At 45.7% G+C, this 21,564-nt stretch carries 23 protein-coding genes and 1 riboswitch; of the genes, 3 read left to right on the top strand and 20 right to left on the bottom strand.

Annotation, left to right across the window (positions count from 1 at the left end; all coding sequences use genetic code 11):
* The first annotated feature begins 53 nt into the window (after window positions 1-53).
* Window positions 54-563, top strand: coding sequence for a hypothetical protein (locus ACHZES_RS09690; RefSeq protein WP_038283692.1), 510 nt, complete (start codon window positions 54-56; stop codon window positions 561-563).
* Window positions 564-668: 105 nt separating this feature from the next.
* Here ACHZES_RS09690 and ACHZES_RS09695 read toward each other — a convergent pair whose 3' ends face one another.
* Genes ACHZES_RS09695 through ACHZES_RS09710 form a run of 4 tightly spaced genes read right to left on the bottom strand, consistent with a single transcriptional unit; the run spans window position 669 to window position 4,506 of the window.
* On the bottom strand, window positions 669-2,351 hold the full coding sequence (locus tag ACHZES_RS09695) for an ABC transporter ATP-binding protein (protein WP_395548120.1): 1,683 nt from the start codon (window positions 2,349-2,351) through the stop codon (window positions 669-671).
* Window positions 2,342-3,115 (bottom strand): energy-coupling factor transporter transmembrane protein EcfT, encoded by a 774-nt coding sequence (locus ACHZES_RS09700; protein ID WP_038283696.1) that lies wholly within the window; start codon window positions 3,113-3,115, stop codon window positions 2,342-2,344. Before ACHZES_RS09700 ends, ACHZES_RS09695 begins: the two co-directional genes overlap by 10 nt.
* A 20-nt stretch (window positions 3,116-3,135) precedes the next feature.
* The gene (locus tag ACHZES_RS09705; protein WP_038283698.1) at window positions 3,136-3,738 is read right to left on the bottom strand and encodes an ECF transporter S component; all 603 of its coding nucleotides are present in this window, start codon (window positions 3,736-3,738) and stop codon (window positions 3,136-3,138) included.
* A 27-nt stretch (window positions 3,739-3,765) separates the two neighbouring features.
* Window positions 3,766-4,506 (bottom strand): nucleoside phosphorylase, encoded by a 741-nt coding sequence (locus tag ACHZES_RS09710; protein WP_395548117.1) that lies wholly within the window; start codon window positions 4,504-4,506, stop codon window positions 3,766-3,768.
* Window positions 4,507-4,655: 149 nt separating this feature from the next.
* On the opposite strand from ACHZES_RS09710, the gene ACHZES_RS09715 reads away from it, so the two are divergent.
* Both ACHZES_RS09715 and ACHZES_RS09720 read left to right on the top strand, forming a co-directional pair.
* Complete coding sequence (locus ACHZES_RS09715) at window positions 4,656-5,480, top strand: MurR/RpiR family transcriptional regulator (RefSeq protein WP_038283700.1); 825 nt, start codon at window positions 4,656-4,658, stop codon at window positions 5,478-5,480.
* Complete coding sequence (locus tag ACHZES_RS09720) at window positions 5,464-6,249, top strand: MurR/RpiR family transcriptional regulator (RefSeq protein ID WP_051835286.1); 786 nt, start codon at window positions 5,464-5,466, stop codon at window positions 6,247-6,249. Before ACHZES_RS09715 ends, ACHZES_RS09720 begins: the two co-directional genes overlap by 17 nt.
* 63 nt (window positions 6,250-6,312) lie before the next feature.
* Here the strand turns inward: ACHZES_RS09720 and ACHZES_RS09725 are convergent, their stop codons facing one another.
* The 16 genes from ACHZES_RS09725 to ACHZES_RS09800 all read right to left on the bottom strand — a co-directional run bounded on the left by ACHZES_RS09725 (window position 6,313) and on the right by ACHZES_RS09800 (window position 21,319).
* Window positions 6,313-7,854, bottom strand: a complete 1,542-nt coding sequence (locus tag ACHZES_RS09725; protein WP_404820362.1) for a PTS transporter subunit EIIC — start codon at window positions 7,852-7,854, stop codon at window positions 6,313-6,315.
* A 91-nt stretch (window positions 7,855-7,945) separates the two neighbouring features.
* On the bottom strand, window positions 7,946-9,271 hold the full coding sequence (locus ACHZES_RS09730; RefSeq protein WP_154522278.1) for a 6-phospho-alpha-glucosidase: 1,326 nt from the start codon (window positions 9,269-9,271) through the stop codon (window positions 7,946-7,948).
* 264 nt (window positions 9,272-9,535) lie between these two features.
* On the bottom strand, window positions 9,536-10,948 hold the full coding sequence (locus ACHZES_RS09735) for a L,D-transpeptidase family protein (RefSeq protein WP_395548113.1): 1,413 nt from the start codon (window positions 10,946-10,948) through the stop codon (window positions 9,536-9,538).
* 84 nt (window positions 10,949-11,032) lie between these two features.
* Window positions 11,033-11,917: a DMT family transporter gene (locus ACHZES_RS09740; protein ID WP_038283705.1), complete on the bottom strand. Its 885-nt coding sequence runs from the start codon at window positions 11,915-11,917 to the stop codon at window positions 11,033-11,035.
* 249 nt (window positions 11,918-12,166) lie between these two features.
* A complete protein-coding gene (locus ACHZES_RS09745; protein WP_154522287.1) occupies window positions 12,167-12,367 on the bottom strand; it encodes a DUF4177 domain-containing protein in 201 nt (66 codons plus the stop codon).
* Window positions 12,368-12,599: 232 nt separating this feature from the next.
* Entirely contained in the window at window positions 12,600-13,640 is a 1,041-nt protein-coding gene (locus tag ACHZES_RS09750; RefSeq protein WP_154522290.1) for a dihydrodipicolinate reductase, read from the bottom strand.
* A gap of 107 nt (window positions 13,641-13,747) precedes the next feature.
* Window positions 13,748-14,602: a MerR family transcriptional regulator gene (locus ACHZES_RS09755; RefSeq protein WP_089993937.1), complete on the bottom strand. Its 855-nt coding sequence runs from the start codon at window positions 14,600-14,602 to the stop codon at window positions 13,748-13,750.
* 151 nt (window positions 14,603-14,753) lie between these two features.
* Window positions 14,754-15,497, bottom strand: a complete 744-nt coding sequence (locus tag ACHZES_RS09760; protein WP_395548112.1) for an ABC transporter ATP-binding protein — start codon at window positions 15,495-15,497, stop codon at window positions 14,754-14,756.
* 66 nt (window positions 15,498-15,563) lie between these two features.
* Entirely contained in the window at window positions 15,564-16,574 is a 1,011-nt protein-coding gene (locus ACHZES_RS09765; protein WP_395548111.1) for an ABC transporter substrate-binding protein, read from the bottom strand.
* Between the two features lie 22 nt (window positions 16,575-16,596).
* Window positions 16,597-17,358: an ABC transporter permease gene (locus ACHZES_RS09770; protein WP_089993945.1), complete on the bottom strand. Its 762-nt coding sequence runs from the start codon at window positions 17,356-17,358 to the stop codon at window positions 16,597-16,599.
* Window positions 17,327-17,623, bottom strand: a complete 297-nt coding sequence (locus ACHZES_RS09775; protein WP_025231669.1) for a thiamine-binding protein — start codon at window positions 17,621-17,623, stop codon at window positions 17,327-17,329. Before ACHZES_RS09775 ends, ACHZES_RS09770 begins: the two co-directional genes overlap by 32 nt.
* 63 nt (window positions 17,624-17,686) lie before the next feature.
* Window positions 17,687-17,799, bottom strand: a riboswitch (TPP riboswitch).
* Between the two features lie 85 nt (window positions 17,800-17,884).
* The gene (locus tag ACHZES_RS09780; protein WP_395548110.1) at window positions 17,885-18,376 is read right to left on the bottom strand and encodes a transcriptional repressor; all 492 of its coding nucleotides are present in this window, start codon (window positions 18,374-18,376) and stop codon (window positions 17,885-17,887) included.
* 39 nt (window positions 18,377-18,415) lie between these two features.
* Entirely contained in the window at window positions 18,416-18,553 is a 138-nt protein-coding gene (locus ACHZES_RS09785; protein ID WP_038283714.1) for a FeoB-associated Cys-rich membrane protein, read from the bottom strand.
* Between the two features lie 58 nt (window positions 18,554-18,611).
* Window positions 18,612-20,795: a ferrous iron transport protein B gene (gene feoB / locus ACHZES_RS09790; RefSeq protein WP_395548108.1), complete on the bottom strand. Its 2,184-nt coding sequence runs from the start codon at window positions 20,793-20,795 to the stop codon at window positions 18,612-18,614.
* Window positions 20,796-20,869: 74 nt separating this feature from the next.
* Window positions 20,870-21,088, bottom strand: a complete 219-nt coding sequence (locus ACHZES_RS09795) for a ferrous iron transport protein A (protein WP_395548107.1) — start codon at window positions 21,086-21,088, stop codon at window positions 20,870-20,872.
* Between the two features lie 15 nt (window positions 21,089-21,103).
* Entirely contained in the window at window positions 21,104-21,319 is a 216-nt protein-coding gene (locus tag ACHZES_RS09800; protein ID WP_054740529.1) for a FeoA family protein, read from the bottom strand.
* Window positions 21,320-21,564 lie beyond the last annotated feature (245 nt).

A 21,564-nucleotide genomic window follows, 5' to 3' on the forward strand; every position in this document is an offset into this window, starting at 1 on the left:
ACTCCCGCAGTCTTCATAAGATGAATTAAGAATGATGAAAAAAGGATTCCTTCATGGCACGCTATACCCCAGTCTACGGAGAAGTAACCGCCGTCAACCCTTTAAGGTCCTCTGCCACAGACAAAAGCTGTTCTATGATCATTTCCATAATGAGCGAGAGCATCGGACAGACCAACTTTATTGTCACTCCGCAAACCTATGTCTTTAAACAGCACACCTTTAACCCCGGAGATTCTATTGTCGCCTTCTATGATACAAAAGCACCTGTTCCCCTGATTTATCCGCCTCAGTACACAGCAGTCGTCCTTGCGGAAAACAGCGATGGGTTTGAGGCTGTTTTTGATTATTTTGATGAAGACCTGTTAAATTCATCACAAACCTTAAAGCTGAGCCTGTCCGACCAAAGCGAGACCGATATCCTCCTTTCCAACGGCCAGACCTTCTTTTACAATCCAGGAGGCCATTTTCTTCTTGTCTTTTATGCCTTTACCACTCGCAGTATTCCGGCAATCACCACTCCTCAGACAATTGTAGTCTTCTGCACTCCCGAGAAGAAAACCTAGGAAGGTCACTGCTGCCGGCATAAAAAAACACCTGGCTTCAAAGGAATTCCTCTGAGCCAGGCGTTTCTGCCTGAATATAAGCGAAAAAGCATGAGACTACCTGCCTTAAACTTTCATATCTTCTGCTGTCAGAAATGCACCCTCATACCCCAATCGTTCACACAAACGGGTAGTATGGGGCTGTTCCAGCCGGGCCTTTAACAGGCTTTCTTTCTCATAAAAAACCTTTTCCCCCGGCCCGTCTGAGAGCACCTTTCCGTGGGCCATAATTATGACCCGTTCAAAGTACTCCGCCACAAAATCCATATCATGAAGAATCGCCAGTACAAATTTTCCTTTTTTACTTAAGGTTTGGACAATCCTTCCCAGCACAACCCGGCCATTTGCATCCTGAGCAATGGTCGGTTCATCCAGAATAAGCACCTTCGTATCCATAGCCACCACCGAAGCAATGGCTACCATTTTCCGCTCCGATAAATCCAGGTCATAGGGATTTTCCTCCGCCGCATCCGTAAGCCCTACCATCTCAAGAGCATCAGCCGCCAGCTTTTGCGCCTCTTCCCGGCTCTTTCCTAGGTTTAATGGTCCCACCATAACCTCTTCCATCACCCGGTTTTTGAATATCTGGTCATCCGGATTCTGGAACACATATCCCACCTTTCCGGCAAGCTGGGCCACGGTTTTTTGGGATATATCCTCGTCTTCAAAGAATATATTCCCTGCATTTGGCTTTAAAAGTCCCTTTAACAGCTTGACCAGAGTGGTTTTTCCCGCACCGTTCTGACCGATGATTGCGGTAGGCCTTGCATCCAGACAAAGATCCAGGTGTTCGATCACCGGAATGTCAGGAAGATAATGAAACTTTAAATCCTGGATCTGGAATACTTCCTGACCATCGATCTCCTGCTCACCATTTACAAAAGTCCTGCCGGTAAGCGTTGGAGGAAACTGGTCCCTTAAACGCTCCATCTGTGCCAAAGTAACCGGATAAAGCCTGTCCTCTCCCTCAATCCTGCTCACTTCAAGCGCTCTGCAAACCTGAGTATAGACCGGTGGCTTAACGCCCAATTCCTCTAAGTCATCCCTGGAAAAAATCCGTTCCGGAGTATCATAAGCGATCTGCTTTCCTTTGTGAAGAAGGAGGATCTTATCGCAATAAGAAGCCAGCTTTTCCATCTTCTGTTCTACCATGATAATGGTTATGCCTGTTTTAGCCAGCTTTTCAACCACCCGGAATACCTCTTCACTTCCCTGAGGGTCTAATTGGGAGGTGGGCTCATCAAGCACAATCACTTGAGGCTCCATAGCAAGGATGCTGGCAATGGCTACACGCTGTGTCTGGCCTCCTGATAAATCAAAGGGATTCCTGTCTCTGTATTCCTCAATATCCAGAAGCTTTAAATTTTCTTCCACTCTCTTAAAAATCTCTTCCCTGGGAATTCCCAGATTCTGAAGCCCAAAGGCGATTTCCTCAAAGACCGTATCTTTTGCCCCAGAAAGCTGGTTAAAAGGATTCTGGAACACAAGACCAACCTTCTGACACAATTCGGCAATGGGAGTTTTCGCCGCTTCCGCTCCGTCAATGAGAAGCTTCCCACCGTATGCCCCGCGAAACATGGTGGGGACCAGACCGGCAAAGGCCTGACACAAGGTGCTTTTCCCGGCCTTATTTTCACCGGCGATCCCGATAAACTGCCCCTTCTCCACTTTAAAATCGATTCCGTCAAGAGCTAAGTTTTCCGTATGGGGATACCGGTATTTTAAGTTTGTCACTTCGATCAAAGCCATGTAAGCACCCTCCATACAATAGAACCTGCAATAAGCAGGGCCATCAATAACATGAATGTTTTGTCCTTGCCTGCCAGCTTATGTTCTCTTAAAAATGTCTTTTTGTTTTTCGAATCAAATCCCCGGACTTCCAGGGCAATGGCCCTTTCTCTGGTGTTGATCAGGGAGCTGCTGACCACAGGTGAGATCAGTGGAATAAATGCCTTAGCTCTTACAAACAGACTGCCTTCTGTTTCCATTCCCCGGCTTCTCTGGGCATCCATGATAGTGTTCATGGTCCCCATCATCTGGGGAATAATCTGAAAAACAGAACTGATCATGTATCCGAACCTGGGAGAAAAGCCTGCCTGTTCCAGATCATCAACTAAGTCCGCAGGCTTGGTAGTCAATACAAACGTGGCGAAGGCCAAAAGCATGTTTAAGATATTAAGCCCGATCCTGGCGGCATAGAGAAGTCCTTCCTCATAAAAGGCAAGAGGCCCTAAATGGAACAGAACCTTCTGGTTTTCCTGGTTAAAAAGACCATGAATCAAAAAAATGGTGATTATAATGGTAAAAGAAAAGGCAATCAGAGGGAAAACCTTTCTGATAATCTTCCCGCTGATCAAAAGACACAGGCTGATGGCAAGAAAAAGGCCATAGATCCACAGCGCACCCCCGATCAGGGGTGCGCTGACGGCTGCCAGAATATAAAACATCTTGGCAAATGGATGAAGCCTGGTCAAGCAGGTATCTTTATCCACGTAAAGACTGATACTTTTCATATGATTCTGCCTTTCCTGCTTTAATCCAGACTTGCCACTTCATCATCCAGCTCGTAAAGGGAAGTCAGTTTCTTTGGAAGACCTTTGATGATCGCGTACACGATCAAAAGGGTGATTAATTTATCCGGCACATCCACGAGAACCTCATCAAGGAAGGAGCCAAGAGCAACGGGAAGCCCTGATGCCTGTGACCAGGCAAACACAGCGTCTCCCCAGATATTTCCTGTGGTTCCGCCCCAGAAAATGAGATTTAAAGGTGTGGAGATTACAACAGCCGTAAGGCCTGCCACACAGGCGGTAAGAATCGCTCCGGAAAGCTTTTCCATACGGCCAAGTCTTGCCATGATTCCTACTGCAACACCGATACCTAAGCTGGTTAAGGCATATACCAGAGTGATGGAATCACCGGTGGTAAAGCCGTAAATCAAGTTATTAGCCGCACCGCAGATTCCCCCGATTATGGGGCCCCCAAGAATACCGCCGATGCAGGTACCGATCGAATCCAGCCAAAGGGGAAGCTTTAAAACAGACGCAAAAAGCTTTCCTAAATAATTGATTCCAATACAAGCCGGAATCAATACAAAACAGGCTGCATTCAATTTGGTTTTAAATAAATTTTTCATCTCATTTTCCTCCAATTATGTTTTCTTTCAACCCTGATTCATACGGACAAAGGCTTCCAATGCCGTAAGAATCTCCAAATGCTCTCCCCTCATCATGGCGGACTCTCCAACCGTATAACTGTTGATGTTGTCCTCTAAGGATTCCTCAGACTCCACTACTACATTTAAAATGGAGGCGGTTTTTACTCCCCTCAGTCCGCCTACCACAAATAATGCAGCAGTTTCCATATCCGAACCCATGACGCCTTTTCCTGCCCAATAAGCGCAGACCTCTTTTTCTTCGTCAATGTAAAAGCTATCATGGCTTCTGGCTATTCCCACATGAGATCTCGCTCCCAATTCCCTTGCACTTTCCATGCAGGCCAGTAAAAGCTTTGTATCCGGTATCGCCGGATAGATGGAGTCCGCATAAGAGGACGATGCTCCGTCATCCCGGACCGCTCCGTTTACCAGAATTAAGTCGCCAAGGCGGATCCCCTTTTGAAGTGCTCCGCAGCTCCCGATCCGGATCATGGCCTTAACTCCAATTCTTGCCAGTTCCTCCACTGCGATCGCCGCAGACGCACCTCCAATCCCTGTAGAAACCGCCATTACGGGCACTCCCCTGTATTTTCCCTTAATACTTCGGAATTCCCTGTTGTAAGCCAGTTCCTCCGCCTCCGTCAGACAGGTGGCAATCCGGTCCAGGCGTTTTGGATCACCCGGCAGCAGCACATAGGGAACGGCCTGTTCTTTCGACAGCTTGATATGAGGCATGATCTCAGCCACAGGTATCATCTCCTTTCACCTTTTTATGTCCTGAATGTAGCACAAAGAGGCTACCCTGTCAATCTGTTGACACAAACTATTACCCGGCTGCATTGACTTATCATGTATTCGTGATAAAATGGACGGAGAGATTTACGAGGAGGTTTCCTATGGTCACACTTCATCTGGATGACGCTGTTATCAAAAGCCTGAGCAACAATGAACTGAATGTCTTAAAATATGTCTATGAACACTCGGATGAGGTTTTGGATATGAGCATACAGACACTGGCCGCCCAGACATCTTATTCCTCTGCCACGATTCTGCGCTTCTGCAAGAAGCTTGGATATTCCGGCTTTGCGGAATTCAAATATGCCCTCCGCGCAGAGGGAAGAAAAGACACTCCCGGAACATCGGCTGCGAAGGCCCAGAATTTTAATACCCGGATCATGATTGACAGCCTGTGTTCCAATGTCGAAGGAACCTCCAATCTGATATCGGAAGACCAGCTCATCCATACGTTCCGGTATTTTGACAGCAACTGTCCCATCTACTTATGGGCCCCGGGAGGGATCACTTCTATTCTGAGCGACTATTTTGAGAAGCTTCTTTTCTCCATCGGACGCCAGAATGTATACAAGATCGAATCCAGTAAAATGGGAGAACACATTTTAAGAAATATCCACTCAGAATCCCTGCTTATCTTAATTAGCACCACCGGGGATTTCGGTCCGACCGTACGTCTTGGCAAAATCGCCCGGATGAACAATGTCCCGATTCTATCCATTACCCCATATACCAACAATGAAGTTGCCAATTTAGCCACTGTCAACTTCCGCTTCTTCACCAACCAGCGCGAGAACCGGGGAGCGGAGTTCACTTCCAGGCTACCTGTGTTTTATATGATCAACGCAATTATACGCTGTTATCTTCAGTACAAGCTGTCCGGCCGGGAACAAACGGAACAGGGGGAAAACCATGATTCCATTATTTGAAAAAGCACATCAGCTGCACCTTACGGATACGGAAGAAGAAATCCTTAAGTATTTTGAATCCAATCTTCCCTCGTCCGTGTATACCAATTTAAATGACTTAAGTGCCAGCCTGTATACTTCCAATGCAACCATTGTCCGTTTCTGCCAAAAGCTGGGACTGAAGGGCTATAACGAATTCAAATACCAGGTGCGAAAGGAATTAAAGCAGCTTCACCCCCAGAACTTCCGTACCGATGATCTGGTCCATCATTCTCTCGCCCTGTTTAAGGATAATTTAGATCAGATCGATGAAAAGGAGCTGGAGGAGATCGCCGGGCTTTTAACCAGTGACCGGCCCATCTATATCTATGGCTCCAATTTAAGCTCCCTTGCCGCCAAATATCTCCAGACGGTCTTAAACACCCTTGACTATCCCTGTATTCTGGTCGAATGGCGGCGCCTGTTAAATGGCCTTGTTCATGAGATAAACAGCGACGCCGTACTTTTCATTATCACGGCCCATGGAGATGCCAGGCGGTATCTGTCTGTATTCCGAAAAGCTAAGGCCCGGGGCACCATCACAATTCTGCTCACCTGTGAGAAGGACAGCCCTTTAATCCCCTACAGCACCTTCGCACTCTGTACCAATGACCGGAATGAGGAGTACCGTCATGTCGATATCAATCCAAGGCTGGGGATCTTTACGATCGTCCAGATTCTGATTGAACTGGCCGCCAGGATCAAACAGAATTCCCAGGACGGCGGTGATACCTTTGGTTCCCTTTCTTAACGAAAACAAAAAAGCTGCCCGGTTCCATGTTTCCCATGGCCGTGCAGCTTTCTCTTTGTATCTTTAATATTTTAATACTTCCCTTACATTTGATGCAATTCCTTCCACTTTCGGTCCATAAATCACCTGGATATGGGTATCACTGGTGCGGACTATTCCCATGGAGCCTGTTTTCTTTAAAAGTTCGTCACTCACCATTGCCATATCTTTAATATCCACACGAAGTCTTGTCAGGCAGTTGTTCACTGTTTTGATATTACCATATCCGCCAAGTCCCTCTATAATTTTCGATGCGAGGGCTTTTTGTTTTTCTTCCATGGTGTTCTCCGAAACATCCGCTTCCTGCTCTTCGTCAGATACATCGATGGAGAGCTGTTTTCTGGTCAGGTAACTTTTAAATACAAAATAATAAATAACGGAGAAGAACGGCCCGGTAATGATCACCCAGTACCAGCGGGATCCTGGCTGGAATACGCCCCAGATCAGGAAATCGATCAGACCGCCGCCGGTATTGCCGATAACAACCTTAAATGCTGACATCAGCATGAAGGACAGACCGCCCATTAACGCATGGAACAAAAACAGCGGCGGTGCAATGAACATGAATGAGAATTCCAATGGTTCCGTAATGCCTGACACAATGCTGGCTGCGACGCCTGCAATCATAAGAGCCTTTACTTTATTCTTTTTCTCCGGAGGAGAGGTCCTGTAAATAGCCAGTGCTGCTGCCGGAAGACCAAACATCATCATCGGCATTTTGCCCTGTCCTAAAAATACCGTAAACGGCCTCAGCTCTGAGATGTCTACTTTATCGACAAATTGAAGGAAGATATTTAAGCATCCTTCTACTCCTTCATAGGTTCCGCCAATGGAGGTGGTACGGAAAATACCGTTTAATACATGGTGCAGACCGGTAGGAATCAGCAGCCGCTCCAGGAATCCATAGCCGAATACTCCGACCAGTCCTGTAGCAGATATCAAGCCTCCCAACCCGTCAATAACCATGGAAACCGGTGACCATAGGATCGGTGCGGCAAGACCCACAACTGCCATGGCCATAATAACAACAATGGCAACAAAACGTTTCCCTCCATAAAAGGAGATTGCCACTGGAAATGTGACTTTATGATACCGGTTATGGAGTGAGGCAGTCATGATACCTGCAACAATACCTGCGACCGCACCCATATCCAGGGTTTCCACACCCAGGATCGTGGATATCTTCAAAGCACTAAAATTCATAAAGCCGGAATTGATCATACATGCCGATGCCGCCAGAAATGTATAATAACCGATAAATCCTGCAAATGCCGCGATTTCCTTTTCCTCTCTCGCCATTCCAAAAGATATGGAAATGGAAAACAGCACCGGAATCAATGTAAATACAACACCTGATATTTTATTTAAAGTAGAAATAATGAAATAAATAAGCCCCTGCTGTAAAAATGGAACAGCCGACTGTACCTGCGCTTTCATAAGCGCAGAAGTTAACCCCAAAACGATACCGCATGCGGCCAAAGCAGCAATCGGCATCAGCAAACTACGTCCGAGAGCCGAGAAAAAATCCATTGCCCTGTTTTTCTTCATGATAATATCCTCTCCCATCACAGACTACCCTGCAACGTTACATCCTGTTTTCTTATGATTCTCCATAGGAGTACATTTCATTTCACTCCCGCCAAGTTTTTGCTTCCCCTTAATTTAACTCCGGCCACATTCCTTTATTGGCTTCAATCAAAGCATCCAGCACCTTTCTTGCTTTCTTTGCATCGCCGATCAGCCTGTTAAGAGTAAATGCCTCCAGAGCCTTCTGATAAGAATTCTCAAAATAAGCATCTACAATCAGCTTTTCACAGGATACCTGGTTAACCAAAAGTCCCAGATAGAACTGAGGAATATTTCCCACTCTCATGGGGCGGGGGCCATTTGCTCCAAGTTCGCATACAACCTCTACCATGGCATCGTCCTGCATATTGGCTATGGCACCGTTGTTCTCAACAATCAGGATATGCCTGTCATTTTTATTAAAAGCGATGGATTCCGCAACCTTAATCATCATTTCGGCATGGGCATCGGAAATCTCATCAAACTTATCTCCCAGCTTTCCTTCTTTGATCACCTGGGCACACTCGCTGAATACCCGTTTTTCTCTCCCCGCCATAACCTCATCCGCACGTGTAAAATCAGCATCCAGATGACTAGCCTTATATTCCGGATATAAGTAATACTGATCATAAGTGTTTGGCAAAAACTCCGGGAAATCTTCCATGATTGTCTTTACCATTCCGTAGGTATCCAGCCAGGACTTATCTCTCTGTTCTGCATCCTGGGGAAGGAAGCCGTTCTGAGCAACCATTTCCCTGATTTTGGGAAGCAGGTCTTCTCCCGTATGAACGTCATACATATGGGTAAACCAGCCATAATGGTTCAGGCCAAAATAAACCGGGTCTAAATCTTCCCAACTGCATTTTAAAAGTCTGCTGCAGGAGCGTACCACATTCTCCGGCTGATCACAGATGTTTAAGATTCTCTTGTCATCCGGAAACTCTCTGCGGAGTGCTTCTGCAACAATAGCTGCGGGATTGGAGTAGTTTAATATCCATGCATCCGGTGCATAGGTACGGATATCGTGTACGGCCTTGATCATATCCACGCAGGACCTGAGACCATAGGCCATCCCTCCCGCCCCGCAGGTTTCCTGTCCGATGATTCCCATGCTCAGCGGAATGTGCTCATCCTTTGCACGCATCGGAAGTCCACCGGAGCGCATCTGCATAAATATGAAATCCATTCCCTCATAAGCTTCCTTAACATCAGTTGTGTAAGAGAAATCCAGCTCCGGAAATCTTTCCTTAAACAGAATCTCACCATACTTTCCTATCGGTTCCTGGCGGTCGTTATCGATGTCAAACAGCACCAGCTTCTTTAAAGGGAATTCCTCTTTAAGTCTGACAAATGACTTTAAGAAACCTAGTGTAAAAGTACTTCCCCCTCCAACGATGCATACGTTAAATGTTCTCATTGTTTTTCTCCTTTACCTCTTTTTACTTATCCTTGATGGCCTTATGATACTTCATTTCATTTAACGTGTAAATAGTTTCACATGCATACGGATACGATCCCATATTTCAACATTTATTACTGTTACAGTTATAATTTTCACTCTTTTTATTACAAATGATGACTGCATTTTTCAAATAAAAAACGGCACAATTAAAAGCCGGTTCGGATATAAAACCCGAATCGGCTTTCTCTTTTTTTCTTGTCCAAGACCAGGACATTTAACTTAATAGTGGCAAATTACCGGAATTCCGGAATAAACAAGTCCATATAATACCTTTGCCTTCTCCGGCGGAAGATTCACACAGCCATGGCTTCCCGTTGTTTGGTAAATGGCCCCGCCAAACCGGGACCGCCAGTTGGCGTCATGGAAACCGATCCCTCCGTTAAACGGCATCCAGTAATCCACATGACTTTCATATTCATAGGTGCCGTCTGCCTTTTTGGCTCCACGCAGAATCCGGTCTGTTTCCTTATTGTACAGGGTGAAAATACCCTCGGGAGTTGTGTAATTTTTGGAAACATTTCCTGTCACACAGGGAGAATCCCATACCAGAGCGCCTGCCTTATACATGTAAACATGCTGGGCCGCCATATCTGCTTCCACATAAGTCCCGCCCCAGGCACTGGTTTTGTCAGCCACTGTCTGAATATACTTTGGTTCCCTTTTCTGACTGTGTCCCGATTGAATGATGGCATTAAGGGCAGCCGTTTCTTCCGCCTGATCCATCTTACGGCCATAGGAACCAGGAAGAAGGCTGGGTTTTCCATTTGTAACGCGAAATGCCCGTTCCTTTCCTTGTATATCATACTTGTCCGCCAGACCTTTAACATAAGCCGTAACCTTATCTCCCTTTACATTTATAACGCCTTCCGTCATTCCTGATACCCAGGAATAGATTTCCTCTCCCTTTAAGACCTCTGACTGGCCGTCTCCAAGGACATAAGTGATCTCCATTGCCCTTATCCCGTTAAAGGAATCCCGTTTGGCAATCAATCCGGCATCTTCTGAGGTGACTGTAATGGTATCATAACAGCCTGATTCTTCAATATTTATCTGGGGTGACACCTCATTTAGCGCAGCCTTTACCAACGCTTCCAGTTTTTCAAGGTTTACGCTGTTCCCCTGTACTTCCGGAAGTATCGTAAAGGGAATTCCCTGCTGCCAGTCAGTAATCCGGGCATTCGTCGTAGCCGTAATACCCTCGCCGCTCATGCAGGAGAGTGAATTCAGTCTTTCCTTTAACTTTCCTTCATCATAACTGACTACTCCCTTTTGGCTATAGTTATTATCAGCTGCAGGACCTGCCACTCTCCCCGAAGCATTCTGCTCATCTAAAACCGTCTTAAGCCCTTCCGAAAAAACCACCTGATAGCCGATCTCAGGACCATTTATGACTTCTTCAGCGTCTCCCTTCTCCTTAATGGAGAGCTGATATTCCCTGCTATAAAAGCCTTCTATTTGTATCTTCGCTTCTTCAACTGTCATTCCTCCTACAAGAACACCGTTTATTTTGGTTCCCGGGACAAATTTAGAAGCGTCATCTGCCAGTGCAATCGTCGTACCTGCCAGCATAAATAGGACTGCCAGAAGGATGCTCTTACTCATCGTACCTGCATGACTTCTTTTTCTGCTCATTTACCATAAATCCTTTACTTGATATTTGGAATATTATTCCACAACTTCTAGAGTAACACTATTTATACGGAATCTCAAGAAAAATCATTCCCCATTTTTCTCCACTCTGGAATACAGAAGCACACCGCCAATGGTAATCAGGCCTCCGGCAATCTGTAAAAGTGCTGGAAGCTCAGCAAAAAGGAAAACAGCAAATAGAGCCGCAACCACCGGCTCACAGAGCTTGGATGCCGATACAAATGAGGGAGACAGGAATTTTAAGCACCAGCTGAAGATACTGTGTCCTAAAAGGGTGGAGAATACAGCCAGAAGAAGTCCCACCACCACAGAACTCATCCCATAACCATGGAAAGGAATTCCGGCCGCTGCCGTAAATATGCATAGCACCAATGCACAGAAGAAATATACGATGTAGGTGTAAGATATTGTCGACATTCCTTTTCTTACTTCCCGGCCGATCAGGGTATAAACAGCGGAAAATATTGCCGCTGCCAGAGCCAGCCCGTCACCGGACAAATGGTCTCCTCCTGCCGAATAATCAGAGAAGGCAATAAGCAGGCTGCCGAATACAGTTATAGCAATGCTTAAAAGGGCTGCTTTTCCAATCTTTCCTTTTAAGAACACGACAAATCCCAAAGCCACCCAGATGACCTCCGTGCAGACAATTGCCGTCGAGCTTGCCACAGAAGTCTGCTTTAAAGATTCAAACCATGACGTAAAATGAAGAGCCAGAAATATTCCGCTCACTGCACATAACACAATGGTCTTCCCGTTCGTCTGTTTTAACTCCGCCCGGACCTGGGCTTTCCCAAATACAACCGGTGTCATTAGCCCCACCGTCCACAAGAGCCGGTACGCAGCCGTCACCACGGAGGGTGCACCGGAATATTTGACAAAAATTGCAGAAAGGGAAATTCCTATGACACCGATTACAATCATGACCATGGGATGCTTTTCAAGAACTTTCATTTTTCTTCTCCTTTGTTATCCTGTCTCAATATATGCCTCCTGATTATAGCATCACTTCTGGTATTGTCAAAGCTTAATAAGGAAAGAAAGCAAATCCGTGCTTGCTGATCTATATCATTTTTATCATGCTTTTTCGATTGTCTATTAAGGTTCACGGTTGAATCCTAATGGTTATTGGGTTATTTCCCCCTTTTCATGCGTAAAACCTTATATTTCCACATTTACCCATTATATATCACTCATCATTCGTCACGCTACGACTTTCCGTTTGAATATTGAAATAATCCACCGTGTGCTCCCATAACTTTGAGCGGCAGGAACCGTATTTACCAGCTCCCAGCCCTGCTGGCCTAACTCATTTAACTCTCTTTGAAATGCGTTCTGGTCCACTTTCCCCCCAAGCATTCCCTTTGCATCAGTAAACAATGTCTTGTACTCAAATTGCTCCATATTCTTACCTCCTGTTATTTTTCCTTCCTTGTATCGTAGAGAAATCTAACGAACTTCTGGCTGCTTTAAATAACAGCAGTCTTATCCTCATAATACCATGTTCCAACTAATGAGAAAAGGGTTAACTTTCCCCGGTCGGACTGCCATGACCGTTCTGCCGGAGCAGTCACTTTTTAACATGCAAAAAAACCGCAGAGTCTGATTTCTCTGCGGATTTTTATAATCTTAATTCTTAGCTTTCCAGATATAAATGCATTGGATAAGACATGTACTGAACATCGTCAAGCTTTTCAACCGTTACAAATCCTGCCGGAGCATTTAGTATGGTTGGAATGCGGTTTACAATGTTTGCACAGGTATGCTCTACCGTAGCAGGCTTCTTAACGAAGAAGGTAGTGTCCGGCTCACCAATGATTTTCCAGTCACACATATCTCCGTCATCCGGGCCGTAAACCTTGCCGATGCACTGGGTTTCAATGACCGGTCCCTGGAAGGTTTCCGTAGTTACAACTGCGCTCATGCCGATGCAGTTACCCTTGGGAATCGTAGCTCCAAGAGTTTCGGAATATAAGTCTTTATCATAAAAATAAGGAACACACTTCTGCGTCTGGGATTTGATGGTCCAGCCCATCTTATTGCACAGCGCCTCGTTGGAGTTCCATACATAAGAAGGCTCCAAAGTGGTCGGATGGGCAATCTTTTCTTCGAATTCCTCAGGGGTAAGGCCTGCGCCGTGAGCTTCGGCAAGAGCCAGTCCATAGTCTTCCACGTTATAGCTGACTGCTCCTTCAATGCGGTCGATCCGATGAACACCACCTGCCACACAGCCAATCATGTTGATCCAGTAAATATCCTGCATTCCGGCTCCAACGATGGTACAGCCATTTTCTTTTGCCAGACGGTCCAGGCGGTTGGTAATGGCGGAGGCAGTGGTCCATGGATAAATGGCTTCCTCACAGGTTGTCACCACGTTGATTCCTCTGGAAACACATTTCTCGAAATGAGGATATACATCTTCCATAAAGCTGAACAGGGTAACGACTGCGATATCTGCATCACACTCATCCAGAACCGCATCTGCATCGCTTCGGATGGGAACACCGATATTAAATCCAAGACCGGCAAACTCGCCTACATCCATGCCTACCACATCAGGGTTTACATCAATGGCGCCTACGATTTCCGCACCCTTTTCATAGAGATATCTTAGGATATATTTTGCCATTTTTCCGCATCCATACTGTACTACACGAACCTTTTCATAATTCATCATCATCGTCATCCTTTCTTTATAAGAAATTGTTTTGGAGCACAGCTCCTGATGCTTTCATTATAAAGGTTATAGATGGTATCAGGTCAATGGAGCAAAATCACGAATTATCAGGACATGCGTACCGGTACCTGAAGGCGCAGGAACATGCCTCTTTCTTTATAGTCAAGAGGCATCTCAACAATGACTTCACAAATATAATCTCCGATTACCGTGTAGTGATTCTCTTCTATGGTCGCCAGCAGACGGTCAATGTACTCTTTTTCTTTGGAAAAGCGGTCACAATATATGCAAAGATAGGAATTGGCCGGTATGACGGTAATCAGCTCTTCCTCAACGTATTCCTGGTCCACGAACACAAACACCTGGGTGGAATACAGGTTTCGCTTCATGAAATTCTCCCGCTTCAATATGGTCCCTGCATTGGCAAAGTAAAACGGAGATATCTTACGGGCTCCCATATCCTCCTTTAAGCTGCGCAGGAGACGTTCGTATTCATCGATTTCATAGTCATAAAAGTTCGTTTTCGTCTCTTTAACATACATCCGCCGTTTTGGTATGTACTCCATAACAATGGCTCCATCGGGAGGAGCCGCTTCATAGCGGTCATAACTGTCAAGAGTCCGTTCTATGGCACGCTTTTGAAGATTAAGTTCCACAATCTTCTGGTCAATTGCATCCCGGTTCTCCCTGAGAAGCTGTTTTACCCGTCCCATATCCCACTTTTTCATGTGAATCCGGATCTCCTTTAAAGGCATCCCCAAGGCTTTCATGTACCGGATCATGTCAAGCTGGGCACTTTGGCGAATGTCATAGTAGCGGTATCCGGTGTTTTCATCCCGGTATACGGGAGAAAACAGTTCTTCCCGATCGTATAGTCTTAAGGTCTGCTCTGTTATGTGATTGATTTTAGCCATTTCTCCGATCGTCATTTTTTTAACGTTGAAATTTTTCAAATTTATCATATTTAACAATCTCCGCAGTTGATCATAGTGGTTTCTCTCTTTATTATACAAAATAAACCTGATACTTACAATAATGTTTTTGATATTTTCTTCACATAGTCTTTTTAAATATAGTGAAAAAAAAACGGGCTTTTAAAAAGCCCGCATACAATCATATCCCTTCCAAATGCCTTAGAATCTCCCTCTTATATTCCATAAATTCCTTCGAGATGTTAAAATCCTTATCCCGTGGCTTTGGTTCCTTTATGACGATTTCTTTTGTAATCCTGCCGGGAGATCCGGTCAGCAAACAGATTCGGTCTGACAAAAGAATGGCCTCGTCAATATCATGGGTGATAAAAAGAGTGGAAAGATGAATGTCATCCATCACCTTTAAATACCATTCATGTACCCCCCGCTTGGTCATCATGTCAAGAGCGGAAAAGGGCTCATCAAGAAGAGCGATGCGATTGGAGAACAGATACGTCCTTAAAAGAGCTGCCCTCTGCCTCATACCGCCGGATAGCTGGGAAGGGTACTGCTTCTCCGTCCCTTCCAAACCAAACAGCTTAAAATACTCTCCCGCCATTTTCCTTGCCTCTGTTTTCTTCATGCCCTTAATAAGAAGGGGGAGGGCCACATTATCCACGATGGTACGGTATGGCAGCAAAAGGTCCTTTTGCAGCATATAGCTGACTGACCCCGGTTTTCCGGTAATTTCTTCCCCATTCAGATAAACATGTCCCTCATCCGGCAGAGAAAGGCCTGCAATGATATGAAACAGGGTTGTCTTACCTCCACCGCTGACGCCAAGAAGAGATACCAGCTCCCCTTCCTTAAGCTCTAAGGATACGCCTTTTAAGACCGCCTTTTCATCAAAGGATTTTGTAATACCTTCCACCTTTAAATGTGTCATGGTTTCCTCCTCTATGTTTGCAGGATTACCTACATGGCAAATGCTGCAAAAGTCAAATCCTCCCACTTACTGAGGCAAATAATCGTTTGAAAATCCGGCATTTTCCGGGATCTCAGGACTAGAAAGGCCATTTTCATTCAGCCAGCCATAAAATTTATTCCACCGTTGCGGATCGATATATCCCCACGTTTCCACATCCGCCTGATATTTATCCGCAAGATATTTCTGGCTTTCCATTACCAGCTTTTCATCAAGCTCCGGCGCTGCCTTAAGTAATATACGGGCTGCCCCTTCCGGGTCCTTTTCTGCATCCTCATACCCTTTGCTCACAGCCCTTAAAAATGCTTTGGCTGTCTCAGGGTCCTGCTTTAGGAATTCATTTCCCGCAATAATAACCGGTGTGTAATAATCAAACGCCGGATTTAAATCTGCAAATGCAAAGTAATCCGTATCAAGGCCTTCTACTTCCATCTTAATACCTGCCCATGCATAGAAGATCCAGATGGCATCCACTGATTTTGACTTTAATGCGGAAACCTCATCCGTAACAGTGCTTGGAATCAGCTGCACCTTGGAAAATTCCCCTCCATCGGACTCCACCACATCTTTGACCATGGCCTTTTCCACCGGAATATCCCAGGTGGCATATTTCTTTCCTTCCATTCCTTTTGGAGAAGCAAGTCCTTCGCCCTTTCTGGAAATAATACCGGAGGTGTTATGCTGAATAACCGCTGCTACTGCTGTAATCGGAAGGGCATTTTCCCCTGCCAGAGCCGGAGCCATGGAGTCCTGAAAGGACATTCCAAACTGGGCTTTTCCAGAGGCTACCAGAACTGCCGCCCCATCCTCAGGTGGCTGAACGATTTCTACCTCAAGCCCTTCATCCTTAAAATATCCCTTTTCCTCTGCCACATAAAGTCCGGTATGATTGGTATTGGGCGTCCAGTCTAAAACAAATGTTACTTTTTTTAAATCCGATGCATTTGTATTTGCTGCCTGTTTCCCGGTTCCCCCGCAGGCAGTGAGAAATACGGCAGCGGCTGCCGCCATAAGAATTGCCAAACCTGTTTTCTTCATTTTATCCTCCAATTCTATCCTATCACTGTTTATCCCATGGCATGCATTTCTTAGAAAGCATGTCCACGCCTTTCATAAGAAGAAGACTGATGGCCGATATGAGAAAAATGACCGCAAACATCTTATCAAAGGAGAACGATTTTTTCACCCGGGTCATGTAGACTCCCAGCCCGCCAAAGCCTCCCAGCCATTCGGAGATGACTGCCCCGACCACGGCATAGGAAACTGAGATCCGAAGGCTTGCAAAAAACTGCCCCATAGCTCCGGGAAGCTTAATATAGCGAAATATTTTTACTCTTCCTGCTCCCATGGATTTTAAAAGGTTCACGGCATCCGGATTCACTGACTTAAAACCGGTAAGCATGCCCACGGTAATGGGAAAAAAGGTAGTCAATACGATGAGGATTACCTTAGGAGCCATTCCGTAGCCAAACCACAATACCAAAAGAGGGGCAATGGCTACTGTGGGAACGGTTTGTGTCAGAACCACAAGGGGATAAAAAGCTCGGTAAAGGCCTTCAAAATGATCCATGATCACAGCGATCACAAAACCAGTTGCCACCCCCAGGAAAAGCCCGGTAAACGCCTCGGCGAGAGTGACTCCCGCATTGACTGCCAGTACTGGGAATTCCGTTACAAATGCCCTTCCCACACTGATGGGTGAGGGGAGCAGAAAGCGGTCCACAAGACCGAAAGAACTGATCCCCTGCCACAAGACCAAAAGTCCAAAAACCGCAGAGCAGGACCAAAGCTTACTTGTGATGCTTTGTGACTTTCTTTTCAATGGTAAGTACCTCCCCTTCCGGCCGGTAGGTGACTTTGATATAAGCGGCTACAGAAGGAGCACCTGCCCTTATGGCAATGTGCTGACATTCCTTAACAATGTCCATGAGTTCATCATAATCCCCTTCAATGGCGGTTTCAAAAGGCCCTACATAATAGTTCAGACCGGTACTCTTAATATAATCAATCACCTGGTCAACGATACGGATCAATTCCTCATCATTCTTTGCCTCCGGCAATGTTTGGATCGCTACGCTTGCATTCATATCTTTTCTCTCCTTTTATCATTAATAGAAATCAAAAACCCGCCCGGATATCCGGGCGGGTGAACAGGCTTAGCCTGAAAGCTTCCTACGCTGGCATTATCCAGATCAGGTTACAGGGTTTAAAGCAATACTGCCTTATCTCAGCCGGACTTTCTCCAGCACCCCTTTTCAATTTTCATTGCAAGTATACAACGGTATGGTCAGAAAGTCAAGCAACCTTCTGACGGAGCCGGTAAGCCGGCTCCAATGGTTTCATGCATATCAGACACAGTCAGCGTTTTCGCATTCACAGGGTTTTACGATAATGGAGGATATCTTCTGCCCATCTAGGTATCCGCAGGCGGCAAGTCCGGCCTGAACCACTGAGTTCCAGTTCTTTGCAGAAAGCTGATAGGTGGTCTCATCATCTAAGACCACAGTACATGCCTCCTCCATAGGGCAAGTCTCCGAATAAACGACTTTATACATGTTCTTTCGGCTAATGGCTCCGATCTCCTCCAGGATATTGACCATCCGGTAAACGGTCGCAGCGCCGATGGTCTCGTCAACGCCTGATGCCTTATAATAAATCTCCTTGCAGCTGGAGCATTCATGCTCCAATATGATATCTAACAGCGTACTGCGCTGCTTCGTGATTCTGCAGCCCTTTTCCTTCAGCTTTTCAATGATCAGTTCTTTCTGCATCTTAGTCCTGTGATAGCTTCTGGAATCAGGCGTTTTTCTTTTCTCAATAATATTCGTTCGTTTCTCCATTTGCGCGCCTCCGCTTATTTCTTCCAGCTGCCGCCTCAATTAATGGCAATGGCCTCCGCAATGTTTACAATCTCCGCCGCACTGAATGGATTTTCCGCTCTTTTTGTCATTGATCATGCTTCTTACTGCCAATGACACCAACCCGGCAACAACGATAAAAACAACAAGTGTTCCCATAAAGTACCTCCTTATATTTTGAGCCTGCAGATAAGGTGCAGGCTCTCATGGGGCAAGCCTACTTAGCTCCTGCCACGCTGTTTAAATGAATTTTTGTTACTTTTTCTTCCTTTGACGGTCTTATGAGCAGGTAGATGAATCCTGCAATCAGCGCAAAGGCAACGACTGTAAAGATCCCAAAAGCACCTGTAGAAATAAGAGTGCCGATCTGATAAACACAGAGAGATACTACATAAGCCAGAAGGGTCTGATATCCGATCGCAATCCAGAACCATTTTGCATTATTCATCTCTCTCTTAATGGCGCCCATAGCCGCAACACAGGGAGCGCAGAGAAGGTTGAATACCAGGAAGGAGTAAGCGGCAACAGCTGTCATGCTTCCTGCAAGAGTGCCCCAGATTTCCGATCCGTCTTCCGCCACTTCCGCAAAACCGTAAAGAATACCAAAGGTTCCTACTACGTTTTCCTTGGCAATCAGTCCGGTAATAGCAGCTACTGTTGATCTCCAGTTCCCCCAGCCCAGAGGTGTAAAGATCCAGCTGATCGCGCTTCCGATTACCGCCAGGATGCTGTGATCAAGCTCTACCGCATCCAGCATCCGGAACTCTCCGTCTACCCAGCCAAAGAAGGAAGTAAACCATACGAATATGGTGGAAACTAAAATGATGGTTCCTGCTTTTTTTATAAAGGACCAGCCGCGCTCCCACATACTGCGGAGAACATTTTCAACTGTCGGCATATGGTACGCCGGAAGCTCCATAACGAAAGGAGCCGGGTCCCCTGAGAATAATTTAGTCTTCTTTAAGATGATTCCGGAACAAATGATAGCGGCAATACCCACAAAATAAGCGCTTGGGGCTACCCAGGCCGCGCCGCCGAATAAAGCACCTGCAATCAGGGCAATAATGGGAAGCTTGGCTCCGCAAGGGATAAACGTGGTGGTCATAATTGTCATTTTACGGTCCCTGTCATTTTCAATGGTACGGGAGGCCATGATACCGGGAACGCCGCAGCCGCTTCCTATCAACATGGGAATAAAGGATTTTCCGGAAAGACCAAATTTGCGGAAAATACGATCCATAATAAATGCAACTCTTGCCATATATCCGCAGCTCTCTAAAAATGCCAGGAAGATGAAAAGAACAAGCATCTGAGGTACGAATCCAAGAACAGCGCCAACTCCGGCTACGATTCCGTCAAGAATCAGACCCTGGAGCCAATCCGCACAGCCTACGGCCGTTAAAATGCCTTCTACAACAACCGGTATACCAGGAACGTCTAAGCCAAAGAAGGTAAAGCCCTCTCCGAATAAGCTGTCATTGGTCCAGTCAGTCGCCCAGGTTCCAACCGTTGTAACAGAAACATAATAGACAATGAACATCGCTGCTGCAAAGATCGGCAGAGCCAGGAAACGATTTGTTACAATCCGGTCTATTTTATCCGATATGGTCAGCTTTTCCACCTTGTTACGTGTAAAACACTCATGAATGATAGATGAGATATAGACGTAACGTTCATTGGTAATGATGCTTTCGGTGTCGTCATCCATTTCCTTTTCGATCCGGTCGATTTCTTCCGTTACATCCGGTACATGCTTCATCTGAGCCTGGATCTTATTGTCCCTTTCTAAGAGCTTAATAGCAAAGAAGCGCTTCTGCTCTTCCGGGATCTCATTTCCCAGCTTATCCTCGATGGAGTCCAGAACAGATTCCACTTCCGGTGCAAATTTATGGACAGGGATTGTATTGTTTTTCAGATTAGCCAGGGCTACGGCCTTTTTAGCCGCCTCCTGGATGCCGGTTCCCTTTAATGCGGAAATCTCTACTACTTCACAGCCCAGCTTCTGGCTCAGCTTCTGGATATGTATCTTGTCTCCGTTTTTCTCAACAATATCCATCATGTTGATTGCCATAATCACCGGGATACCCAGTTCCATAAGCTGAGTGGACAAGTATAAGTTACGCTCGATGTTGGTTCCATCTACAATGTTCAGAATCACATCCGGCCGATCAGTGATTAAATAATTTCTGGCCACCACTTCCTCCAGGGTATAGGGAGAGAGTGAATAAATGCCGGGAAGGTCCATGATGATCACATCTTTATGGCCTTTTAACTTCCCTTCTTTCTTCTCTACCGTTACGCCCGGCCAGTTCCCCACAAACTGATTGGATCCCGTAAGCGCATTAAACAGCGTTGTCTTTCCGCAGTTTGGATTACCTGCTAATGCAATCTTAATTGACATACTCTACCTCTTTCTGCCTGTCAGCACCTGATTTATCGGGTATTAGTCATACCTAACTCATTTGCAAAAATCAATTATTCCACAAGAATCATTTCCGCATCCGCTTTCCGCAGAGACAATTCATATCCTCTTACGGTTACCTCAATCGGGTCCCCAAGGGGTGCGACCTTACGCACAGAAACGTCCACACCTTTTGTGATACCCATGTCCATGATCCGTCTCTTAACCGGGCCTTCCCCGGTAAGCTTTGTTACCTTAACTGTTTTTCCGCACGGAATTTCCTTTAATGTCATTGTCTGCCTCCCTCTCTATTCCACCAGAATCTTGTTTGCCATATCTTTTCCAATCGCCACTCTGGAATCTTTTACATTTACAATCATATTTCCGCCAATTTCAGAAACAACCGTCACAACTCCTCCGGATACAAAGCCCAGATTCTCTAAAAAACGTCTTGTTTCTTCCTTGCCGCCTACCTTACGGATTACATTCGGTTCGCCTGTTTTCACCATTGTCAGAGGCATCATTCATCATCTTCTTTCTTTTTATATTGCCCTTCCATTTGGTCAGGGGCCAGCCCCGCATTGCGGGATGTAAAGATACATCTAGGAAATATTTTTTAATAATATTAATGAGAATCATTCCCATTACGCAATAGTTAGTATACACTAACCTAAGGCAGTTGTCAAGATTTTTATAAAATCTTTTTGTATGAAATAAAAAAAGGGCTGCGGCAAAATATCAATACTATTTTGCCGCAGTCCTCTTCGAT

Source organism: Lacrimispora sanguinis (assembly GCF_044987295.1).
Classification (GTDB): Bacteria; Bacillota; Clostridia; order Lachnospirales; family Lachnospiraceae; genus Lacrimispora; species Lacrimispora celerecrescens_B.

Coding starts and splice junctions, on each gene's coding strand:
- ACHZES_RS09690 (WP_038283692.1), top strand. CDS start 54: ATGGCACGCTATACCCCAGTCTACGGAGAAGTAACCGCCGTCAACCCT.
- ACHZES_RS09695 (WP_395548120.1), bottom strand. CDS start 2,351: ATGGCTTTGATCGAAGTGACAAACTTAAAATACCGGTATCCCCATACG.
- ACHZES_RS09700 (WP_038283696.1), bottom strand. CDS start 3,115: ATGAAAAGTATCAGTCTTTACGTGGATAAAGATACCTGCTTGACCAGG.
- ACHZES_RS09705 (WP_038283698.1), bottom strand. CDS start 3,738: ATGAAAAATTTATTTAAAACCAAATTGAATGCAGCCTGTTTTGTATTG.
- ACHZES_RS09715 (WP_038283700.1), top strand. CDS start 4,656: ATGGTCACACTTCATCTGGATGACGCTGTTATCAAAAGCCTGAGCAAC.
- ACHZES_RS09720 (WP_051835286.1), top strand. CDS start 5,464: ATGATTCCATTATTTGAAAAAGCACATCAGCTGCACCTTACGGATACG.
- ACHZES_RS09725 (WP_404820362.1), bottom strand. CDS start 7,854: ATGGGAGAGGATATTATCATGAAGAAAAACAGGGCAATGGATTTTTTC.
- ACHZES_RS09730 (WP_154522278.1), bottom strand. CDS start 9,271: ATGAGAACATTTAACGTATGCATCGTTGGAGGGGGAAGTACTTTTACA.
- ACHZES_RS09735 (WP_395548113.1), bottom strand. CDS start 10,948: ATGAGCAGAAAAAGAAGTCATGCAGGTACGATGAGTAAGAGCATCCTT.
- ACHZES_RS09740 (WP_038283705.1), bottom strand. CDS start 11,917: ATGAAAGTTCTTGAAAAGCATCCCATGGTCATGATTGTAATCGGTGTC.
- ACHZES_RS09745 (WP_154522287.1), bottom strand. CDS start 12,367: ATGGAGCAATTTGAGTACAAGACATTGTTTACTGATGCAAAGGGAATG.
- ACHZES_RS09750 (WP_154522290.1), bottom strand. CDS start 13,640: ATGATGAATTATGAAAAGGTTCGTGTAGTACAGTATGGATGCGGAAAA.
- ACHZES_RS09755 (WP_089993937.1), bottom strand. CDS start 14,602: ATGATAAATTTGAAAAATTTCAACGTTAAAAAAATGACGATCGGAGAA.
- ACHZES_RS09760 (WP_395548112.1), bottom strand. CDS start 15,497: ATGACACATTTAAAGGTGGAAGGTATTACAAAATCCTTTGATGAAAAG.
- ACHZES_RS09765 (WP_395548111.1), bottom strand. CDS start 16,574: ATGAAGAAAACAGGTTTGGCAATTCTTATGGCGGCAGCCGCTGCCGTA.
- ACHZES_RS09775 (WP_025231669.1), bottom strand. CDS start 17,623: ATGAATGCAAGCGTAGCGATCCAAACATTGCCGGAGGCAAAGAATGAT.
- ACHZES_RS09780 (WP_395548110.1), bottom strand. CDS start 18,376: ATGGAGAAACGAACGAATATTATTGAGAAAAGAAAAACGCCTGATTCC.
- ACHZES_RS09785 (WP_038283714.1), bottom strand. CDS start 18,553: ATGGGAACACTTGTTGTTTTTATCGTTGTTGCCGGGTTGGTGTCATTG.
- feoB (WP_395548108.1), bottom strand. CDS start 20,795: ATGTCAATTAAGATTGCATTAGCAGGTAATCCAAACTGCGGAAAGACA.
- ACHZES_RS09795 (WP_395548107.1), bottom strand. CDS start 21,088: ATGACATTAAAGGAAATTCCGTGCGGAAAAACAGTTAAGGTAACAAAG.
- ACHZES_RS09800 (WP_054740529.1), bottom strand. CDS start 21,319: ATGATGCCTCTGACAATGGTGAAAACAGGCGAACCGAATGTAATCCGT.